Raw genomic sequence first — 19,937 nt, 5'->3', positions numbered from 1 at the left:
CGCTAGCAGCTATTTTCATCAAGAATCTGCCGATGTTGCGGCAGGCCGGTTCAACCGCCGAACTGCGGCGTGCGCTTTTCCAGGAAGGCCGAGACCGCCTCGCGGTGGTCCGCCGTCTGGTGGGCCAGCGACTGGTAGGCGGCCGACAGTTCCAGCAGCGAAGCCAGGCTCATGTGCATGCCTTCGCGGATCAGCTTCTTGGTCATGCGCGTGACCTGCGGCGGGTTCGCGGCGATCTCGTCGGCCAGCTGGTTGGCGGCGGCCAGCAGCTCATCGTGCGGCACCACCTGCGACACCAGGTTCCACTGCAGCGCGGTGGCGGCATCGATCATGCGGCCGGTGAGCGACAGCTCGGCTGCGCGCGACAGGCCGATCACCCGCGGCAGCAGCCAGGCACCGCCGTCGCCAGGGATGATGCCCATCTTCACGAAGCTCTCGGCGAAGCGCGCCTTGTCGGACGCGATGCGCAGATCGCACATGCAGGCCAGATCCAGCCCCGCGCCCACGGCCGGGCCGTTGACGGCGGCGATCACCGGCACCTCCAGGTTGAACAGCGCCAGCGGCAGGCGCTGGATGCCCTGGCGGTAGTCCTCGCGGATGCGCATGCCGTCCACTTCGCCGAAGGACTGCTCCTTCATCTTGCGGATGTCGCCGCCGGCCGAGAACGCCGGGCCCTCGCCGGTCAGGATCACGGCACGCACGCTGCGATCGGCGCTGATCCGGTCGATGGCGGCCACGAACTCGTCCACCGCCGTGTTGCCGGTCAGGGGGTTGCGCTGCTCGGGCTGCGACATGGTCAGCGTCACCACATGGCCGCGCTGCTCGTACTTCAAGAATGCATTCACGATGTGCTCCTTCAGGGTCCTGCTAGGGTGTTTGCGCCGGAGCATACGCGCAAACGCCGCCTTTGCCGCGCTATCAGCTGACACCGATTGCGTATGGGTCCCTCGCCTCTGCGTAAGCTCCCGTTCAGCATTGCCGAAGTCTGACTTGTGGGGGACAGGCCGGCCGCGCGGCTATTCTTAGGATGCAAGTCCCGGCGCACGGGCACCCGGCCACGCGCCCCCTTTTTTCCGGACCGACGACCATGACCTCCCTGACGCTCACCATGCACGGCGCGACCGCGCTGCTGACCCTGAACCGCCCCGAGGCGCGCAATGCGCTCGACCAGTCCATGCGCGAGGAATTCGCGCGCCTGGTGCCGCAGCTGCGCGACGACCGCGCCGTGAAGGCCATCGTGCTGGCCGGCGCCGGCGGCCACTTCTGCGCCGGCGGCGACGTCAAGTCGATGGCGCAGACCGTCTCGGGCAAGCAGGATGTCTTCGACAGCCGCAACCGCATGCTGGCGCTGCACAAGTGGTTCGACGAGCTGCTGGACATGGAAAAGCCCGTGATCAGCGCGGTCGAGGGCAGCGCCTTCGGCGCCGGCCTGTCGCTGGCGCTCAGCGCCGACTTCGTGTTCGCCGCGCCCACGGCCAAGTTCTGCTGCGTGTTCAGCAAGATCGGCTTCATCCCCGACCTCGGCGCCATGTACCTGCTGCCGCGCCTGATCGGCCTGCAGAAGGCCAAGGAGATGGCCTTCACCGCCCGCGTCGTCGATGCGCAGGAAGCGCTGTCGCTGGGCATGGTCTACGAGGTGAGCGAGGGCAATGTGCTGGAGCGCGCCCTCGCCTTTGCCGAGCGCTTCGCCAGCGCGCCGACCGAGGCCATCGGCATGACCAAGGTGGTGATGAACCGCGCCTTCGAGACCGCCCGCGACGCCGTCTACCAGCAGGAGGCCATCGCCCAGACCCTGTGCCGCGAAAGCGAGTTCCACCAGGAGGCGATCAAGCGCTTCATCGCCAAGCAGCCGCCGCTGTTCCAGTGGTAAAAAAGAGAGCTGCTGGCGCTTATCCCATAAGGATTTCAAATACTTTCAGCATTGAAATCATTGTTTGGCAAGCGCCAGAAGCTATTGTTTTTGCAGTCAGACCGCTGCAGCGCTGATCGCGTCCAGCGGCCAGCGTGGCTTCACGTCGAAGGCGTAGGTCTTGTCCGCCTGCTGCTGCCCGGCCTGCAGGCGCATGGCGGCGGCCATGGCGATCATCGCGCCGTTGTCGGTGCACAGATGCAGTTCCGGGTAGTGCACGCGGATGCCGCGCGCCGCGCAGGCGGCATCGAGCTGCTCGCGCAGCAGCCGGTTCGCGCCCACGCCACCGGCCACCACCACGCGGTGCATGCCGGTCTGCGCCAGCGCCGCCAGCGTCTTCTTCACCAGCACCTCGACGATGGCGGCCTGCGTCGATGCCGCCAGGTCGGCCTTGTTCGCTTCGAGCGCATCGCCCAGCTTCTTGGCCTGCGTGAGCACCGCGGTCTTCAGCCCGGCGAACGAGAAGTCCAGATCGCCGCTGTGCAGCAGCGGACGCGGCAGCTTGAAGGCATCGGCCCGCCCGGCTTGCGCCAGCCGCGACAGCTCGGGCCCGCCCGGGTACGGCAGGCCCAGCACCTTGGCGGACTTGTCAAAGGCCTCGCCGGCGGCGTCGTCGATGGTCTCGCCCAAAATCTCGTAGCGGCCCACGCCGTCCACGCGCATCAGCTGCGTATGCCCGCCCGACACCAGCAGCGCGACGAAGGGGAACTCCGGCGGGTCGCTGCTGAGGAAGGGCGACAGCAAATGCCCTTCCAGGTGGTGCACGCCCAGCACCGGCTTGTCCAGCGCCGCGGCCAGCGCGCAGGCCGTGCCCGCACCCACCAGCAGCGCCCCGGCCAGGCCAGGGCCGCGCGTGAAGGCGACCACGTCCACCTCGGCCAGCGTGCGGCCCGAGGATTCCAGCACCTGCCGGGTGAGCGGCAGCACGCGGCGGATGTGGTCGCGGCTGGCCAGCTCGGGCACCACGCCGCCATAGGCGCGGTGCATGTCGATCTGGCTGAACAGCGCATGGCCCAGCAGCTGCGGCACGGCGGTGCCCTGCTCTGCCTGCACCAGGGCCACGCCCGTCTCGTCGCAGGAGGATTCGATTCCCAAAATCAGCAAACTCATGGCCGCCAGTGTAAAAAATATCCAGTACCCGGCACGGCCGGTGCCTGAAATGCCCGAGCGAACGCAAGGCCGGCGCCCCGCGCTGAAACCGGTCTTTTTGCCCGCACAATGGAGGTTCATGGCCGACGATCACACTTCCCCGCCCGCAGCGCCGCCAGCCGGCGATCCAGCGACCGCAGCCAAGCCGGGCGCCCCCGGCCCCGGCATCCTGCTGGAAGACCCTTCGGGCATGGCCGCCGAGGACGTGGCCGCGGCGGCGCAGGCCGCCCGGGATGCGCAGCAGCAGAAAGCCTCCAGCGCCGTCTGGGCGCCGCTGTCCACCCCCACCTTCCGCATGCTGTGGCTGATCTGGATGGCGGCCAATACCTGCATGTGGATGAACGATGTGGCGGCAGCCTGGCTGATGACCTCGCTGACCACCTCGCCCGTGCTGGTGGCGTTGGTGCAGTCCGCGTCCACGCTGCCGGTGTTCCTGCTGGGCCTGCCCAGCGGCGCGCTGGCCGACATCCTGGACCGACGCCGCTACTTCATCGTCACGCAGTTCTGGGTCGCGGCCGTGGCCCTGGTGCTGTGCCTGGCCGTGCTCTCGGGCCGCATGACGGCGCACATCCTGCTGGCGCTCACTTTTGCCAACGGCATCGGCCTGGCCATGCGCTGGCCCGTGTTCTCGGCGCTGATCCCCGAGCTGGTGCCCAAGCACCACCTGCCTTCGGCGATGGCGCTCAACGCCGTGGCCATGAACGCCTCGCGCATCATCGGCCCGCTGGTGGCCGGCGCCATCATCGCCAGCCTGGGCAGCGCCTGGGTGTTCGTGCTCAACGCGGTACTGTCCATTGTTTCGGGCTTCGTGCTGATCCGCTGGAAGCGCAAGCACCACGAGAACCCGCTGGGCCGCGAGCGCCTGCCCTCGGCCATGCGCGTGGGCCTGCAGTTCGTCAAGGAGTCGCCGCGCATGCACGCGGTGCTGGCGCGCACCGTGGTCTACTTCCTGCAATCCACGGCCGTCATGGCCCTGCTGCCGCTGACGGCCCAGCGCCTGCACGGGCCCGCCACCGATGGCGGCGGCGCCAACACCTTCACGCTGCTGCTGGCGTCCATGGGTGCGGGCGCCATCATCGGCGCGCTGTTCCTGCCGCGCCTGCGCGAGGCCTTCTCCAAGGACCGGCTGGTGCTGCTGGGCACGGCCTCGCAGGGCCTGGCCACGCTGATCGTGGCCTTTGCGCCCAATATCTATGTGGCCGTGCCGGCCATGGTGCTCGCCGGCATCGCGCTGATCACCACGGCCAACACGCTGGGCGTCTCGGCCCAGATGGCGCTGCCCAACTGGGTGCGGGCGCGCGGCATGTCCATCTACCAGATGTCCATCATGGGCGGCACGGCGGCGGGCGCGGCGCTGTGGGGCCAGATCGCCAGCCTGCTCAGTGTGCGTGACAGCCTGGCGCTGGCCGCCGCGACCGGCCTGCTGGCAATGCTGCTGGTGCAGCGCTGGATGGTGGACCGCCAGATCGAGGAGGACATGAGCCCGTCCAAGGCCATCAAGCGCCCGGTGGCCGAGATGCCGCCCGAGGCCGGGCGCGTCATCGTGACCATCGAGTACCTGATCGATCCGGCCCGGGCCGAGGAATTCCTGGAGCTGATGCAGGAGAGCCGCCGCAGCCGCATGCGCCAGGGTGCGCTGGCCTGGCATCTGCTGCACAGCATGAGCCACCCCGAGCGCTATCTGGAGCAGATCGTCGACGAGTCCTGGACCGAGCACCTGCGCCGCTTCGACCGCGTGACGGCGGCCGACGTGACGCTGCGCGACCGCAAGCTGGCCTTCCACCAGGGCAAGGAGCCACCCGTGGTGCAGCGCTATTTTGCGCATGCGATCTGAATAGCACGCGGCCGTCTCCTGCCGTTGCGATTCTTACGTTTTGCCGGCCGCAGCGCCAAGCCAGCGCGCTAGACTCGGCAGCCATCCCAACCTTGCAAGCTTGCGCCCGCCGGCACCCCGCCCACAGAGGCGATGGCCTCGAGGCGCGCGTCCTTGCGCCTCAACCCGCGTACCTTGCCTCACTTCACCATGGCGTGGCTGCCCGCCCGGGCCGTACGCCGCCTTCTCCTGGGCCTGGCCGCCTCCCTGCTGGCAACTGCCGCCTATCTGGACTGGCCCCGCATCGCGGCCCATTGGCTCTTTCCCCCTCGCGCAGCAGCGCTGCCGGCAACGCCGCAACTGGATCTGGGCTCCTATGCCGTATCGATCGAGGCACTTCCCATCCCGGGGCTCAGCGCCAATGCGTCCGGCCTGACCTACAGCCAGGAGACGGGCACGCTGTTTGTTGCCATCAACCGCCCGCCGGCATTGGCGGAGCTGTCCGTCGACGGGCGGCTGCTGCGCCACATTCCCTTGCCTGCTGCCGTGGATCCCGAAGGAGTCACCCACGTCGAAGGCGACTTGTTCGCGATCTCGGACGAGTCGGACAATCGCCTGCACTGGGTCAGGATCCGGCCGGGGATGCTGTCAGTGCAAACCGTGGACACCACGCGCCTGGCCCTGGATTTCAGCCACCTGCACAACCTGGGTTTCGAGGGCCTGTCCTGGGACGAATCACGCGCCGAGATGCTGGTGGTCAACGAAAAATGGCCGCGGCGCATACTGGCCGTGGACGGACTCCTGGAGCAAGGCACCGTGCAGGCGTCCGGGGTTCGCGTACGGAACTGGAACGCCTCGGGATGGCTGGGTCCGCTGGGCAGCGATCTGGCCTCGCTGAGCGTGCACTCGCGCACCGGCAACCTGCTGGTCTTGAGCGAAGAGTCCGCGGCGGTATCGGAGTATTCGCGCCAGGGCGCACTGCTCGGGGTGTTGCCGCTCTGGAAAGGAGTTGGCGGGCTCCGACACAAGATACGCCAGCCCGAGGGGATATCGGTCGGGCCCGACGATGCGATCTACCTCATTGCAGAGCCGAACCTGTTCTACCGTTTCACCAAAGCTGGCAGGCCGATGCCGGCAAGCTGATCCGCAGCGCCTCAACCGCCGCGCACCATCTGCAGTATCTTGGCCGTGTTCAGCCCGCGCGCCATCTCCTGCATCTGCGGCAGGTACTGGGCCTGCAGTTGGCGGCCATCGGCCATGACGTGCTGGTAGGCATCGCGCAGCATCTGCGTGCCCAGGGTGCGTCCGCCGGCGTAGTACTGGTTGGCGACGTGGCCCAGCGCGTAGGTGGACGCGAAGCTCATGCCGCTGCTCACGGCCTGGCGGCCCAGCCCGCCGAAGATCCCCTTGCCCGCCTTGCCCAGCAGGCCGCCGAGCAGCTTGCGGCCGGCCTGCTCCAGGTACTGCGAGGTCAGGCCCACGCCCAGCGTGGCCAGCAGGTCCTTGATGTGGCCGCTGTCCAGCTCGTAGCCGTAGCCCTGCCCGATCTGGTAGACCAGCCGCATCTGCAGCGGGATGATGGCCAGCGTGGACAGGTTCTCGGGCAACAGCTCGATGGCGCCATTGAGGATCGAGGCGTTCAGGATCTTGCGGTCCATCTCTGCCGGCGAGAGCGTGCCGGGGCGGCGCTGCGCCGCGGTGCCCGGCAATCCATCGACTGCAGCCGGATGGGGCACAGGCGATCCCGCAGCGGCCACTTCCGGCATCGCTGCGGGTGCCGCCTGCAGCGGTGCCGCCGCCAGCGCATCGGCCTGGGCGGCGAACTCCGCCGGCGCCTGGCCCAGCGCCTCGCGCAGCCGGGCGAGGAAGGCCTGTTCCTGCACGCTGGTCTGGCCATCGGCCTCGCACACGCACAGAGCCATCTCGTAGGCCAGCTGGCGCGACTCGGCGCTGGCCAGCTGGGGCAGCACATCGGCCAGTTGCACGCGGCGCGTCAGCACGTCCTGGTACAGGCCGGGCAGGTTGACCTGCTGGTCCTGCACCAGGCCTTGCGCCACCTGGCGGATCTGCTCGCGTTCGCGGTCGTGCTTGTCGCCGTCCGCATAGGCGGCCAGCAGGCAGACAGTGAGAATGGCGCGGATTTCTTCGGTGGTCATCAGTGTCCTCATCGAGCGGTTTTCACAGGGCGGGCCGGCAATGCGAAGCATTGGCGGCGCTCGCCGTTCAACAGCGCCCTATCCTAGACGCCACCGCCCGGCTCCCCGGCGGCCTGGGGTCTTGCCTTACATGCCGTTGCACCGCGACATGCGCGCATAAAAAAATCCCCCAGGCCCGGCTTCAGGCATGGGGGATGCTTCCAAAGACTGGAGCGGTCAGCGCTTGCCGAGCAGGCTGCCGCCGATCTTGATCAGGTCGGCCAGACCGCCACCGCCGCCCAGCAGCGAGCCGAGGATGTCGCCGACCACGCCGCCCTGCTGCTGCGCATTGGCCTGCTCCTGCCCCAGCGCGCTGCCCAGGTCGGACGAATTCATGCCGCCGGACATGACCCGCTGCGCGAGGAAGGACATCACGATGGGCGCCAGCATCGCCAGCAGCTTGCCGGCGTTGTCGCCCAGCCCGGTGGCCTGGCCCAACTGGCCCGAGGCCTGGTCCTGCTGGCCGCCGAAGATATGGCCCAGGATGCCTGCCGAATCGCCCTGCGCACCCTGCGGTGCCGCCTGGGCCGCGCCGCCGCCCAGCACCGCGCCGAGCAGGCCGCCCAGGTCGAGCCCGCCGCCGCCGGTGTGGTCGCGCTGCAGCGCGCCGAACAGGGCGTCCGCGCCTTGGCTGCTCTGGGTGTTGTTGCCCAGGGCGCCCAGCATCATCGGCAGCGCCGCCGACACGGCGGACTGGGCCTGCGCGGTGTCGGTGCCCAGGCCTTGCGCAATCTGTTGCAGCGGCGCGCCCTGCAGCTGCGACATGAGTTCATCCACGAGCGAGGGATTGGCAGACATGGTGTTTCCTTTCAAATGGTGCCACCGGACATCCGGAGGTATCGGCGCATGGTAGCCCCATTCGGTGAAACCCTTGCACCCTTCAAGGCAAAACTTCGTCAACCCCTAGAACAGCGACTGCTGGCGGGCGTCGGCACGCAGGCCCTGCCGCCAGGCGTCGAAGCCGCTCCAGTCCAGTACCGTGCGCTCGCGGTTCAGGCCCAGGCGCCGGCAGGCTTTCTCGAAGCGCTGGCGCACCAGGTCGGCCCACAGGCCCTGGCCCTTCATGCGGTGGGCAAAGCCGCTGTCATAGCTCTTGCCGCGCAGCCGGTCGGCATCGCTCACGCCGTGCGCGTCGCGCACGCGCTGCATCACGCGCACGGCCCGGTCGGGGTAATGCGCCTGCAGCCATTCCTGGAACAGCGTGTTCAGCTCCCAGGGCAGGCGCAGCATGGTGTAGAACGCGCTGGTGGCGCCGGCGTCGCGCGCGGCCTCCAGCACCTGCTCCATGTCCTCGGTGATGAACGGGATCTGCGGCGCCACGCTGACGCCCACCGGAATGCCGGCCTGCACCAGCGTGCGGATGGTGCGCAGCCGCCGGTGCGGCGCGGCGGCGCGCGGCTCCAGCAGGCGCACCAGGCCCGCATCCAGGCTCGTGATGGTGATATAGACCGCAGCCCGCTTGTGCGCTGCGGCAGCCGCTATCAAATCAATATCACGCTCGACGGCACTGCTCTTGGTGATGAGCGAGAACGGGTGCGACGCCTGGTTCAGCACCTCGATGATGTGCCGCGTGAGCCGCCAGTCGCGCTCGATGGGCTGGTAGCAGTCGGTGGCCGAGCCGATATTGAGCGAGGCCGGCCGGTACGCGGACCTGGCGATCTCGGCCGCCAGCACCTCGGCGATATTGGCCTTGGCCACCAGCCGGGTCTCGAAGTCGAGGCCGGGCGACAGGTTCAGGTAGCTGTGGTACGGCCGTGCATAGCAGTAGATGCAGCCATGCTCGCAGCCGCGGTAGGGGTTGACGGAATGGTCGAAGTAGATGTCGGGTGAGTCGTTCTTCTGCACCGCGCTGCGCACCTGCTCGACGCGCACCTCGGTCGTCCAGGCCGGCTGCCCGGCCCACCAGGCTTCGTCTTCGGCATCGGCCGGCGGTGCTTCGCCGGCCTTCTGGCGGTCCAGCCGCTGCAGCGGCGCCCAGCCGTCGTCCGCCCGCTCGCGCGTATCGCCGGCAAAGCGGTGCTGCGGCCGGCTCACGGCACCCCGGCCCTTGATGGCGGCGGGAGGATCGAAGGGAAGGTCGGATCGCGCAGGCATTCCCCATGATACTGTTTTTATATACAGTATTCAAGCGGTAAAACCAGGCCGGCCGCCACGTGCTGGAGGCCTTATCGCACTGGGGCCGTGCGATATTCGGATGGGGCTAGAGTTGACGACTTTTCGCCTTCAGGAATCGTTCACCGCCATGTCGCCCAAGCCCCACCTCATTCTTTCGTCGCTCGATGTCGATCGCCTGGAGGCTTTGCTCAGCCATCCGTCGACGCAGGCCTTCCCCGGCCGGGCGGCGCTGGAGGCGGAGATCGGGCGCGCCGACATCGTCGAGCCGCAGGACATTCCCGACAACGTGGTGACGATGAATTCGACGGTGAGCTTCGACATCGCCGAGACCGGCAAGGCCTTCCAACTCACCCTGGTCTACCCCAAGGATGTGGACGGCGGCAGCGACAAGGTCTCGGTGCTGGCGCCGGTGGGCAGCGCGCTGCTGGGGCTGTCGGTGGGCGATGAGCTGGCCTGGCCCACCGTGGGCGGGCAGGCGATGACCGTGAAGGTCACCGGCATCAGCTACCAGCCCGAGCGCGCCGGCGACTGGCACCGCTGAGCGCGGGCGCGCATCTGCGCCCGTAGAATGCCCGGCTTTTCCACCCTTTGCCAGAGATCCACGCCATGTCTTCCTCCCTGCCCCCATGCCCGCAGTGCAAGTCCGAATTCGTTTACGCCGATGGGGCGCTGCTGATCTGCCCGGAGTGCGCACACGAATGGTCGGCGGATGCCGCGCCCGAGGTTGAAGAGGCGGCTGCCGTCATCAAGGATGCCGTGGGCAATGTGCTGCAGGACGGCGACACCGTCACGGTCATCAAGGACCTGAAGATCAAGGGTTCGTCGCAAGTGGTGAAGGTCGGCACCAAGGTGCGCGGCATCCGGCTGACCGGCGGCGACCATGACATCGACTGCCGGATCGATGGCATCGGCAGCATGCAGCTCAAGTCCGCCTACGTCAAAAAGGCCTGACCGGCCCGGACCAGCCCTGGCTTACAGGCGGCTGCTCACCAGGCTGACCAGCAGGCCGGTGCTGACGAAGCCCAGGCCCAGGCGCACCAGGTAGCGCCAATTAGGGGCATGGGTCTCCACCACGCGGTACAGCAAGCTGCCCACCGCGAGGGAGGCGGCGAAGGTCGCCAGCATGCCCAGCCAGTTCCAGCCGGGCCCGGCCGGGAACCAGTGCGACATGGCCGCATTGGCCAGCAGGATCACCGAAAAGTGCACCAGGAAGACCGAGTAGGACATCTGTCCCAGCGCCAGCAGCCAGCGCATGGGCGCCCACTGGCGCCACGCCATGTGGCCGGACGCCTGCCCTGCCCCGTCCAGGCTCATGACCCACAGCAGGCCTACGGCCGTGACCAGCGCCACCGCGATGCGCAGGCGGAACTCCAGCGCCAGCGCGCCCAGGCCCAGCGCCAGCAGCAGCGCCGTCCAGGCCCACGGGCGGGCGCTGCGCTGGCCCCAGCAGGCCAGCATGCCCAGGCCGTAGGAGCCCATGAAGTAGAAGAACCACATGTCCCACTCGGCGTGCAGGTTGAAATACACCAGCGACAGCGCCGTGGCCAGGATCACCAGGCACTGCGCCCAGGTCAGGCCTTTCAGGCCCGGGCCGGAGGCCGGCGCCAGCCGCCGCACGGCCGCCAGCAGCAGCACCGTCGCGGCGAACAGCTGGAAGTCGATGGCCACGTACCAGACACCGGCCGACAGCGCATCCTCGTGGGTCACGTCCTGCAGCATCAGCACGTTGGCGATCAACTGGTGCCATGAGGGCTGGCCCGGCACCGAGTCATGGTCGAACCAGGGCCGCACCAGCGCCGCCGCCAGCACGGCCAGCAACAGCGCCACCGAATACGGGGCCATCAGGCGCATGGCGCGCTTGCCTATGCGCTCGAGGCTGCTGCCCTCGCGCGCCAGGCCCTCGGGCATCAGGCTGGACGCGGCGAGGTAGCCGCCCATCACCAGAAACACCTGCACCGCAATGCGGCCGTACTCGGACAGCCAGCCGATCAGCGCTGGCGTCGCCTGGGAGGCGACATCCGACATCGGGCCGTAGAAAGCCAGGTGGTGCCAGACGATGGTCATGCAGGCCAGGCCCTTGAGCGCATCGATCCAGAAACTTCGGGAGGAGAAGGAGACAGAAGCAGTCACTGCGGGGCTTGCACCGGACGGCACGGGGCCTTCCGACAGAGAGGACAATCTATTTGTAACGCGGCTGGCCCTGCCCTGGTTGACAGGAGCGTCCTTGGCGTCATCCCTTGGGGCCCAGCACCACGCGCAGCCCATCCGGCAGCACCTCGAAACGCCGCACGCCGTAGCCCAGGCCGTCGAGCAGCATCTTCTGCGATTCTGGCAGCTGGTAGAGCACCAGGTTGTCGAGCACCTGCTCGGCCAGCCGCGGCGCCTGGGCCTGGAACAGCGCCTGGTACTCGCTGGGCACGCCGTCCAGGTGCAGCTGCTGCACCGTCACCGGGTGCATGCGGATGGAGGCGCCCGCCTCGTCGAAGCGCAGGCCGAAATCCAGCTGCATGCGGCCGGGGTATCGCGTGCCCAGCAGCTTCTCGGTCACCGACAGGTCCACCACCGTCTGCAGCCGGTTGGCCTCGGGCTGCAGTTGCACCTGCGCCCGGTCGAGCTGCAGCACGACCAGGCCCTGCCATGAGCGGGCCAGCGGGAACCGGCTGCTGACGGCCTGCTGCAACTGCTGGCGCGAGATGGAGATGCTGCGTTCCCCCGGGCCGGATGCGGCCTGCGCGGCGCCACACAGGCCGGCCAGCACCAGCAGCACACCCAGGGCTTGGCGACGGAACATCACCCCAGCAGCTGCGCCCGTGCCTGGGCGTATTCCTTCTTCAGGCGGTCGGCGAACTGGGCGGCCGGCAGCACGGCCTTCACCGCGCCGATGCCCTGGCCGCTGCCCCAGATGTCCTTCCAGGCCTTGCGGCCGCTGCCGAAGCTCATCTTGCTCGGGTCGGACTCGGGCAGGTTCTCCGGGTCCATGCCGGCCGCGCGGATCGACGGGACCAGGTAGTTGCCGTGCACGCCGGTGAACAGGTTGCTGTAGATGATGTCGTCGGAGTTGGACGCCACGATCATCTGCTTGTAGGCATCCACGGCGCGCGCCTCCTCGGTGGCGATGAAGGCCGAGCCGATGTAGGCGAAGTCCGCGCCCATGGCCTGCGCGGCCAGCACGGCGCGGCCGTTGGCGATGCTGCCCGACAGCGCCAGCGGGCCGTCGAACCACTCGCGGATCTCCTGCACCAGCGCGAACGGGCTCTTGACGCCCGCATGGCCGCCGGCGCCGGCCGCCACGGCGATCAGGCCGTCGGCGCCCTTCTCGATGGCCTTGCGCGCGAACTTGTTGTTGATGATGTCGTGCAGCACCACGCCGCCCCAGTCGTGCACGGCATGGTTCACGTCCTCGCGCGCGCCCAGCGAGGTGATGATGATCGGCACCTTGTACTTGGCGCAGACCTGCATGTCGTGGTCCAGGCGGTCGTTGCTCTTGTGCACGATCTGGTTGATCGCGAACGGCGCGGCCGGGCGGTCGGGGTGCGCGCGGTTGTGGGCGGCCAGCGTTTCGGTGATCTCGGCGAGCCAGTCGTCCAGCTGTTCGGCGGGACGGGCGTTGAGCGCCGGCATCGAGCCCACCATGCCGGCCTTGCACTGGGCAATCACCAGCTCCGGCGTGCTGACGATGAACATCGGCGAACAGATCACCGGAAAGGGTACGCGCTGCAGTACGGCGGGGAGACGAGACATGGATATCCTTCAAAAATGGCTTTAGCGCTTTACCATCAAGCGCCAACAGCTATTATTTACATAGCAATCAAAAATCCTCGATGGTCAGAGCCATCACCGATGCCCCACCGTGCAGCACCGCATCGCGCAGCGCCTGGGTGCGCACCAGCACATGGTCGCCATAAAAACGAGCGGTGGCGATCTTCGCGCGCCCGAAGGCCTCGTCCTGTCCCGCCTGCAACAGCCCCTGCGCCGCCAGCAGCGCGCGCCCCATCTGCCAACCCGCGACCAGGTTGCCCGCCAGCATCAGGTACGGCACGCTGCCCGCGTAGGCCTGGTTGGGCTCGCCCTTGCCCTGCGCGGCGATGAAGTCCACGACCTCAAGGTAGGCCTGGCGTGCGGCCTGCAGGCGCTTGGCCAGGGCCTGACCGTCGCTGCCGGCAGCGCGCAGCGCGGCCTCGGTCTGCTCGATCTGCGCGGCCACGCCCTTGGCGAGCTGGCCGCCGTCGCGCACGGTCTTGCGGCCCACCAGGTCGTTGGCCTGGATGGCGGTGGTGCCTTCGTAGATGGTGAGGATCTTGGCGTCGCGGTAGTACTGGGCCGCGCCGGTTTCCTCGATGAAGCCCATGCCGCCGTGCACCTGCACGCCCAGGCTGGCCACTTCCTGGCTCATCTCGGTGCTGTAGCCCTTGACCAGCGGCACGAGGAATTCGTAGAAGGCCTGGTTCTGGCTGCGCGTGTCGGCATCGGGGTGGTGGTGGGCCGCGTCGAACGCGGCCGCCGCGGTGATGGCCATGGCGCGGCAGCCTTCGGTGAGCGCGCGCATGGTCATGAGCATGCGGCGCACGTCGGGGTGGTGGATGATGGTGGCGCTGGCCTTGGCGCTGCCGTCCACAGGGCGGCTTTGCACGCGCTCCTTGGCGTAGGCCGCGGCGTGCTGGTAGGCGCGCTCGGCCACGGCGATGCCTTGCACGCCGACGGCGTAGCGGGCGGCGTTCATCATGATGAACATGTACTCGAGGCCGCGGTTCTCCTCGCCGACGAGGTAGCCGACAGCGCCCCCGTGGTCGCCGAACTGCAGCACGGCCGTGGGGCTGGCCTTGATGCCGAGCTTGTGCTCGATACTGACGCAGTGCACGTCGTTGCGCGCGCCCAGCGAGCCGTCGGCGTTGACCAGGAACTTGGGCACGACGAACAGGCTGATGCCCTTGACGCCTTCGGGCGCGCCGGCCACGCGGGCCAGCACCAGGTGGACGATGTTGTCCGCCATGTCGTGCTCGCCGTAGGTGATGAAGATCTTGGTGCCAAAGACCTTGTAGGTGCCGTCGCCCTGGGGCTCTGCCTTGGTGCGCACCAGCGCGAGGTCGGAGCCGGCCTGGGGCTCGGTGAGGTTCATGGTGCCGGTCCACTCGCCGGTGACCAGCTTCTCGAGGTAGGTGGCCTTGAGTGCATCGCTGCCGGCCGTCAGCAGCGCCTCGATGGCGCCGTCGGTCAGCAGCGGGCACAGCGCGAAGCTGAGGTTGGCGCTGTTGAGCATTTCCACGCAGGCCGCGCCGATGGTCTTGGGCAGGCCCTGGCCACCGAAGTCCACCGCGTGCTGCAGGCCCTGCCAGCCGCCTTCGGCGTACTGGCGGTAGGCCTGCTTGAAGCCGGGCGTGGTGGTGACGCTGCCGTCCTTCCACGACGAGGGCTGGGTGTCGCCGGTGACGTTCAGCGGTGCGAGGATGCCTTCGTTGAACTTGGCGCACTCCCCCAGCACGGCCTGCGCGGTATCCAGGCCCGCATCCTCGAAGCCCGGTATCTGCGCCACCTGGTCGATCTGCGCCAGGTGTTCCATCGCAAACAGCATGTCCCGCACGGGGGCCTTGTAGCTCATCGTCTGTCTCCCTAAGTTCAAGCAAGCCGGAATTTCGACAAAAAAAGGGGCATCCAGCGGATGCCCCTTGTCGTGTGATTCGCCTCGCGGCGTATCTTACAGCTTGCCCACCATCTCGGGCACGGCGGCGAACAGGTCCGCCTCCAGCCCATAGTCGGCCACCGAGAAGATCGGTGCCTCGGGGTCCTTGTTGATCGCCACGATCACCTTGGAGTCCTTCATGCCCGCCAGGTGCTGGATGGCGCCCGAGATGCCGCAGGCGATGTACAGCTGCGGCGCCACGATCTTGCCGGTCTGGCCGACCTGCAGGTCGTTCGGCGCGTAGCCCGCGTCCACCGCGGCGCGGCTGGCACCGATGGCGGCGCCCAGCTTGTCGGCCAGCGGGGTGATGACTTCCTTGAACTTCTCTTCGCTGCCCAGCGCGCGGCCGCCCGAGACGATGATCTTGGCGGCCGTCAGTTCGGGACGGTCGTTCTTGACGATCTCGGAGCCCACGAAGCTGCTCTTGCCGGAATCGGCTGCGGCGGCCACGGTTTCAACCGCTGCGCTGCCACCGGTGGCGGCCGCGGCGTCGAAGCCGGTGCCGCGCACGGTGATGACCTTGGTGGCGTCGCCCGATTGCACGGTGGCGATGGCGTTGCCGGCGTAGATGGGGCGCTCGAAGGTGTCGGGGCCGTCGACCTTGGTGATGTCGCTGATCTGGGCGACGTCGAGCTTGGCGGCCACGCGGGGGGCCACGTTCTTGCCGCCGGCGGTGGCGGGGAACAGGATGTGGCTGTAGTTGCCGGCGATGGCCAGAACTTGCGCGGCGACGTTCTCGGCCAGGCCGTTCTTCAGGCTCGCGCCGTCGGCGTGGATGACCTTGGCGACGCCGGCGATCTGGGCGGCGGCGGCAGCGGCGGCGGCGGCGTTCTCGCCGGCGACGAGCACGTGCACGTCACCGCCGCAGGCCTTGGCGGCCGTCACGGTGTTGAGGGTGGCGCTCTTGATGCTGGCGTTGTCGTGATCTGCAATAACGAGTGCGGTCATGGCTGGTGTCCTTTCGATGTTGTTGTGATGAGCCTTAGATGACCTTGGCTTCGTTCTTGAGCTTGTCGATGAGGGTGGCCACGTCGGGCACCTTGACGCCGGCGCCGCGCTTGGGCGGCTCGCTGACCTTCAGGGTCTTGATGCGGGGAGCAACGTCCACGCCCAGGTCTTCGGGCTTGAAGGTGTCGAGCTGCTTCTTCTTGGCCTTCATGATGTTGGGCAGCGTCACGTAGCGCGGCTCGTTCAGGCGCAGGTCGGTGGTGATGACCGCGGGCGTGGCGAGGCTCAGGGTTTCCAGGCCGCCGTCCACTTCGCGGGTCACGTTCACCTTGTCGCCGGCGACTTCGACCTTGGAGGCGAAGGTGGCTTGGGGCAGGTCGGCCAGCGCAGCCAGCATCTGGCCGGTCTGGTTGCAGTCGTCGTCGATGGCCTGCTTGCCCAGGATCACGAGGCCGGGCTGTTCCTTGTCGATCAGGGCCTTGAGCAGCTTGGCCACGGCCAGCGGCTGCAGGTCGAGGTCAGCGGGGGTCTCGACCAGGATGCCGCGGTCGGCGCCGATGGCCATGGCGGTGCGCAGCGTTTCCTGGCACTGGGCCACGCCGCAGGAGACGGCGATCACCTCGGTGACCACGCCTTTTTCCTTCAGGCGCACGGCCTCTTCCACCGCGATTTCGTCGAAGGGGTTCATGCTCATCTTGACGTTGGCGATGTCCACGCCGCTGCCGTCGGACTTCACACGCACCTTGACGTTGTAGTCCACCACCCGCTTCACCGGTACCAATACTTTCATGAAGTGACTCCTAAGCTATTGTCAAAAAACGAAACGATGGCGCCTTCATCCGCCCGTGGGCAGACACGGCAAAACGCCCATGATTTTTATGCTGGCCCGCATCATCGCACAACCGGAAGCAGAGTTCTTTCCAATTTCGTTAACGGCGCGCTCAAAATTCTTGAAACGCTTGTTAGATACTTTTGGACAGTTCCGCCCTCTGAAGATGCACCACCCGCTGCGGAAACGGAATGTCTATACCCTGCTGGCGCAGCCCTTCCAGCACCGCGATGTTGACGGCCGAACGGATGTTCGCCTGGCCGTTGCCCGGGTCGCTGATCGAGAAGTTCAGGCTGAACTCCAGCCCGTCGGGCGCGAAGTTGACCAGGAAGGCCGCCGGCTCGGGCACGCGCAGCACGCGCGGCTGGGCCAGCGCCGCCTCGGTCAGCACGCGCTGCACCGTGGCCACGTCGCTGTCCGCGCCTACGACGATGTTGGTGCTGAGGCCGAACTTGAGGTCGGCGGCCGACAGGTTCTCCACCCGCTGGGTGATCAGCGACTCGTTCGGCACGATGGATTCGCGGCCGTTGCCGGCGCGGATGACGGTGTAGCGCGTGCGGATGTCGGTGATGCGGCCCTCGAAGCCGTCGACCCGCACGTTGTCGCCGATGCGCAGCGCGCGCTCGAGCAGCACCAGGAAGCCGCTGACGTAGTTGGACGCGATCTTCTGCATGCCGAAGCCCAGGCCCACGCCCAGCGCGCCGCCCAGCACCGACAGCGCCGTCAGGTCCATGCCCACGGCCGACAGCGCGAACAGCAGGCCCACCGTGAGCAGCACGATGCGCGTGAGGTTCATCGCCATCTTGCGCATCGACAGGTCGGTGATGGTCTCGTCGATGACCCGCTCCTCGAAGGTGGCGGACAGCCACAGCACGACGATGATCACCAGCCCCACCGCCAGCAGGCCCTCGATCACGCCCAGCAGGCTGACATTGGCCTTGCCGAAGGCGAACTGGATGGCGTTCATCTCGGCCATCACCTCGGGCAGCACGCCCAGGCTGCCCAGCACCGCCACGCCCCAGGCCAGCCACGAGAAGATGCGCTCGACCAGGCGCGCGATGGTGGAGCGCGGGAAGGTCTTGGCCAGCACCCGCGCCACCAGGCGGATGACGGTCAGCGACAGCAGGATCTGCACCGCCAGCCGCAGCACGAACACGCTGGTGTAGTGCTCGGCCACCGTGCGGGCCACGGTGGTGAACAGCAGCGCCAGGATGGGAAACAGCGCCCCCTCCAGCACCGTGCGCCCGAGCCACACGGAGGGCTTGGCGGCATCGTGGCGCGACTGCACGGCCCGCGCCACACCATAGGCCAGCAGCAGGCTGACCAGGAGGATGCCCAGTTCCAGCGCCGTGTTGGTACCGCGAAAATCTTGAATCAGCTTGTCGAAAATATCCATCGGATCGCCCTGTCCCTGTCAGAGCATCCGAGATTACAGCACGCGGGATGCCGGGCCTGAATTACAGGTATTTTTGGCCTCCAGCGCTTATCCATCAAGCGCTAGCAGCTATCTTTTTTACTATTTCTTACGCACCGCGCCAACGGGGCAGGCGTTTCTCGGCGAAGGCCTGGGCGCCCTCCTGCGCGTCGGCATCCATCATGTTCGCGGCCATGCACTGGCCGGCGAGCTGGTAGGCGGCCTCCAGCCCCAGCTCGCGCTGCTGGTAGACCAGGGCCTTGCCCATCTGCACCGCGGCGCGGGGCTTGGCGACGATGGCGGCCACCAGCCGCTCGACCTCGGCGTCGAGCCGGTCGGGCTCGGTCACGCGGTTGACCAGGCCCTGCGCCCGGGCCTCGTGGGCATCGATGAACTCCCCGGTCAGCAGCATCTCCATCGCCGGCTTGAACGGCATGTTTCGCACCAGCGGCACGCTGGGCGTGGCGCAGAACAGGCCGTACTGGATGCCGCTGGTGGCAAAGCTGGCGGCGCTGCTGGCCACGGCCAGGTCGCACTGCGCCACCAGCTGGCAGCCCGCGGCCGTGGCCATGCCGTGCACGCGGGCGATCACCGGCACCGGCAGCTTGCGGATGGACAGCATCACCTTCGTGCAGCGGTCGAACAGCCGGTGGTACCAGGCCTGCTCGGGGTGGGCCGCCATGTCCTTGAGGTTGTGCCCGGCGCAGAAGGCCTTGCCCTCGGCGGCCAGCACCACGGCGCGCACGCCCTCATCGCGCGCCAGCGCATCCAGCGCTGTCTGCAGCGCCTGCAGCATGTCGTCGCCCAGCGCGTTGAAGCGCTGCGGGTCGTTCATCGTCAGCGTGACCACGCCGCGCGCGTCGCGCTGTTCTTGCAGGATGGGGTTCATCGTAGTTTCCTCACAGATCGGCCAGCACCCGGATGTGGGCCTCGACGCTGGCGGCCAACGGCCCCATCACGTAGCCGCCCTCCAGGCACGAGACGATGCGCCCCATGCAGAAGCGCCGCGCCACGTCCTTGATGCGGTGGGTGATCCAGGCGTAGTCGCTCTCGGTCATGCCGAGCTGGCCCATATCGTCGTCGCGGTGCGCGTCGAAGCCGGCGCTGATGAAGATCATCTCGGGGCGGAATTCCTCGAGCCGCGGAATCCAGTGCATCTCGACGATCTCGCGGATCTCCATGCCCTTGGTGTAGGCCGGCACCGGGACGTTCACCATGTTCGCGGCCGGGTGCTGGTCGCCGCTGAACGGGTAGAACGGGTGCTGGAAGATGCTCACCATCAGGATGTGCGGGTCGCCCGCGCAGATGTCCTCGGTGCCGTTGCCGTGGTGCACGTCGAAGTCGACGATGGCCACGCGCTTGAGCTGGTGGCGCATCAGCGCGTATTTGGCCGCCAGCGCCACGTTGTTGAAGAAGCAAAAGCCCATGGCCTGCCTGCGCGTGGCGTGGTGGCCGGGCGGGCGCACGGCGCAGAAGGCGTTCTCCAGCTCGCCGCTCATCACCGCGTCGGTCGCGGCCAGCGCCGCGCCTGAGGCGCGCAGCGCCGCATCCCAGGTGAACTCGTTCATCGAGGTGTCGGTGTCGAGCATCAGCGTCGTGGGGCCGCCCACGGCCTTGTTGTCGGCCGCCAGCTGCGACATGCCGCGCATCGCCGCAATGTGCAGGCGGTCGTGCGCCAGCTCGAGGTCGGACACCGTGGCCTTGGGCGCGTCGCGGCGGTCCAGCGCATCGCCCACGCCGGTCATCAGCAGGCGGTCCTCGATGGCGTCGAGCCGGCCCGGGCATTCGGGGTGGCCGGGCCCCATGTCGTGTTTCCAGCAATCGCGATGGGTGAAATAACCGGTCTTGCTCACCGTCAACTGTCTCCGTGGTTCTATTTGTAGTTTAT

General features: G+C 67.8%; 19 protein-coding genes. 5 read left to right on the top strand and 14 right to left on the bottom strand.

Annotated features, from left to right (window positions below; translation table 11 throughout):
- Positions 1-50: 50 nt before the first annotated feature.
- On the bottom strand, positions 51-845 hold the full coding sequence (locus tag ACYVKR_RS02505) for a crotonase/enoyl-CoA hydratase family protein (protein ID WP_460479167.1): 795 nt from the start codon (positions 843-845) through the stop codon (positions 51-53).
- Between the two features lie 242 nt (positions 846-1,087).
- Here ACYVKR_RS02505 and ACYVKR_RS02500 point away from each other — a divergent pair, with 242 nt between their 5' ends.
- Positions 1,088-1,870, top strand: a complete 783-nt coding sequence (locus tag ACYVKR_RS02500; protein WP_460479165.1) for an enoyl-CoA hydratase/isomerase family protein — start codon at positions 1,088-1,090, stop codon at positions 1,868-1,870.
- A 96-nt stretch (positions 1,871-1,966) separates the two neighbouring features.
- On the opposite strand, the gene tsaD is transcribed toward ACYVKR_RS02500, so the two are convergent.
- Entirely contained in the window at positions 1,967-3,019 is a 1,053-nt protein-coding gene (gene tsaD / locus ACYVKR_RS02495; RefSeq protein ID WP_460479163.1) for a tRNA (adenosine(37)-N6)-threonylcarbamoyltransferase complex transferase subunit TsaD, read from the bottom strand.
- A 118-nt stretch (positions 3,020-3,137) separates the two neighbouring features.
- Here tsaD and ACYVKR_RS02490 point away from each other — a divergent pair, with 118 nt between their 5' ends.
- Entirely contained in the window at positions 3,138-4,892 is a 1,755-nt protein-coding gene (locus tag ACYVKR_RS02490; protein WP_460479162.1) for an MFS transporter, read from the top strand.
- Between the two features lie 153 nt (positions 4,893-5,045).
- Entirely contained in the window at positions 5,046-6,014 is a 969-nt protein-coding gene (locus ACYVKR_RS02485) for an SdiA-regulated domain-containing protein (protein WP_460479160.1), read from the top strand.
- 11 nt (positions 6,015-6,025) lie between these two features.
- Here ACYVKR_RS02485 and ACYVKR_RS02480 read toward each other — a convergent pair whose 3' ends face one another.
- From ACYVKR_RS02480 to ACYVKR_RS02470, 3 genes are all read right to left on the bottom strand, one after another.
- Positions 6,026-7,027 carry a YcjF family protein gene (locus ACYVKR_RS02480; protein WP_460479158.1) on the bottom strand — a complete coding sequence of 334 codons (1,002 nt, stop codon included), beginning with the start codon at positions 7,025-7,027 and terminating at the stop codon, positions 6,026-6,028.
- Between the two features lie 216 nt (positions 7,028-7,243).
- Positions 7,244-7,864, bottom strand: coding sequence for a DUF937 domain-containing protein (locus tag ACYVKR_RS02475; RefSeq protein WP_460479156.1), 621 nt, complete (start codon positions 7,862-7,864; stop codon positions 7,244-7,246).
- A gap of 105 nt (positions 7,865-7,969) precedes the next feature.
- Positions 7,970-9,160 (bottom strand): radical SAM family protein, encoded by a 1,191-nt coding sequence (locus ACYVKR_RS02470; RefSeq protein WP_460479154.1) that lies wholly within the window; start codon positions 9,158-9,160, stop codon positions 7,970-7,972.
- Positions 9,161-9,308: 148 nt separating this feature from the next.
- Here ACYVKR_RS02470 and rnk point away from each other — a divergent pair, with 148 nt between their 5' ends.
- Positions 9,309-9,722 carry a nucleoside diphosphate kinase regulator gene (rnk, locus tag ACYVKR_RS02465; RefSeq protein ID WP_460479153.1) on the top strand — a complete coding sequence of 138 codons (414 nt, stop codon included), beginning with the start codon at positions 9,309-9,311 and terminating at the stop codon, positions 9,720-9,722.
- Positions 9,723-9,787: 65 nt separating this feature from the next.
- Positions 9,788-10,132, top strand: a complete 345-nt coding sequence (locus ACYVKR_RS02460; RefSeq protein WP_460479152.1) for an alkylphosphonate utilization protein — start codon at positions 9,788-9,790, stop codon at positions 10,130-10,132.
- A 21-nt stretch (positions 10,133-10,153) separates the two neighbouring features.
- Here the strand turns inward: ACYVKR_RS02460 and ACYVKR_RS02455 are convergent, their stop codons facing one another.
- The 9 genes from ACYVKR_RS02455 to ACYVKR_RS02415 all read right to left on the bottom strand — a co-directional run bounded on the left by ACYVKR_RS02455 (position 10,154) and on the right by ACYVKR_RS02415 (position 19,854).
- Complete coding sequence (locus ACYVKR_RS02455; RefSeq protein ID WP_460479151.1) at positions 10,154-11,311, bottom strand: acyltransferase family protein; 1,158 nt, start codon at positions 11,309-11,311, stop codon at positions 10,154-10,156.
- 100 nt (positions 11,312-11,411) lie between these two features.
- Positions 11,412-11,972: a DUF1439 domain-containing protein gene (locus ACYVKR_RS02450; protein ID WP_460479150.1), complete on the bottom strand. Its 561-nt coding sequence runs from the start codon at positions 11,970-11,972 to the stop codon at positions 11,412-11,414.
- On the bottom strand, positions 11,972-12,922 hold the full coding sequence (locus ACYVKR_RS02445; RefSeq protein WP_460479149.1) for an NAD(P)H-dependent flavin oxidoreductase: 951 nt from the start codon (positions 12,920-12,922) through the stop codon (positions 11,972-11,974). The genes ACYVKR_RS02450 and ACYVKR_RS02445 overlap by 1 nt, the downstream gene beginning before the upstream one ends.
- A 67-nt stretch (positions 12,923-12,989) precedes the next feature.
- Positions 12,990-14,777: an acyl-CoA dehydrogenase gene (locus ACYVKR_RS02440; protein WP_460479148.1), complete on the bottom strand. Its 1,788-nt coding sequence runs from the start codon at positions 14,775-14,777 to the stop codon at positions 12,990-12,992.
- A 96-nt stretch (positions 14,778-14,873) separates the two neighbouring features.
- Entirely contained in the window at positions 14,874-15,806 is a 933-nt protein-coding gene (locus tag ACYVKR_RS02435) for an electron transfer flavoprotein subunit alpha/FixB family protein (protein ID WP_460479147.1), read from the bottom strand.
- Positions 15,807-15,840: 34 nt separating this feature from the next.
- Positions 15,841-16,596, bottom strand: coding sequence for an electron transfer flavoprotein subunit beta/FixA family protein (locus ACYVKR_RS02430; RefSeq protein WP_460479145.1), 756 nt, complete (start codon positions 16,594-16,596; stop codon positions 15,841-15,843).
- 172 nt (positions 16,597-16,768) lie between these two features.
- Positions 16,769-18,031 carry a mechanosensitive ion channel family protein gene (locus ACYVKR_RS02425; protein WP_460479144.1) on the bottom strand — a complete coding sequence of 421 codons (1,263 nt, stop codon included), beginning with the start codon at positions 18,029-18,031 and terminating at the stop codon, positions 16,769-16,771.
- Between the two features lie 127 nt (positions 18,032-18,158).
- Entirely contained in the window at positions 18,159-18,938 is a 780-nt protein-coding gene (locus ACYVKR_RS02420) for a Clp protease/crotonase-like domain-containing protein (RefSeq protein ID WP_460479143.1), read from the bottom strand.
- Positions 18,939-18,948: 10 nt separating this feature from the next.
- Positions 18,949-19,854, bottom strand: a complete 906-nt coding sequence (locus ACYVKR_RS02415; RefSeq protein WP_460479142.1) for a histone deacetylase family protein — start codon at positions 19,852-19,854, stop codon at positions 18,949-18,951.
- Positions 19,855-19,937 lie beyond the last annotated feature (83 nt).

Source organism: Comamonas humi (genome assembly GCF_054782535.1).
This window is presented reverse-complemented; position numbering and strand designations above follow the sequence as displayed.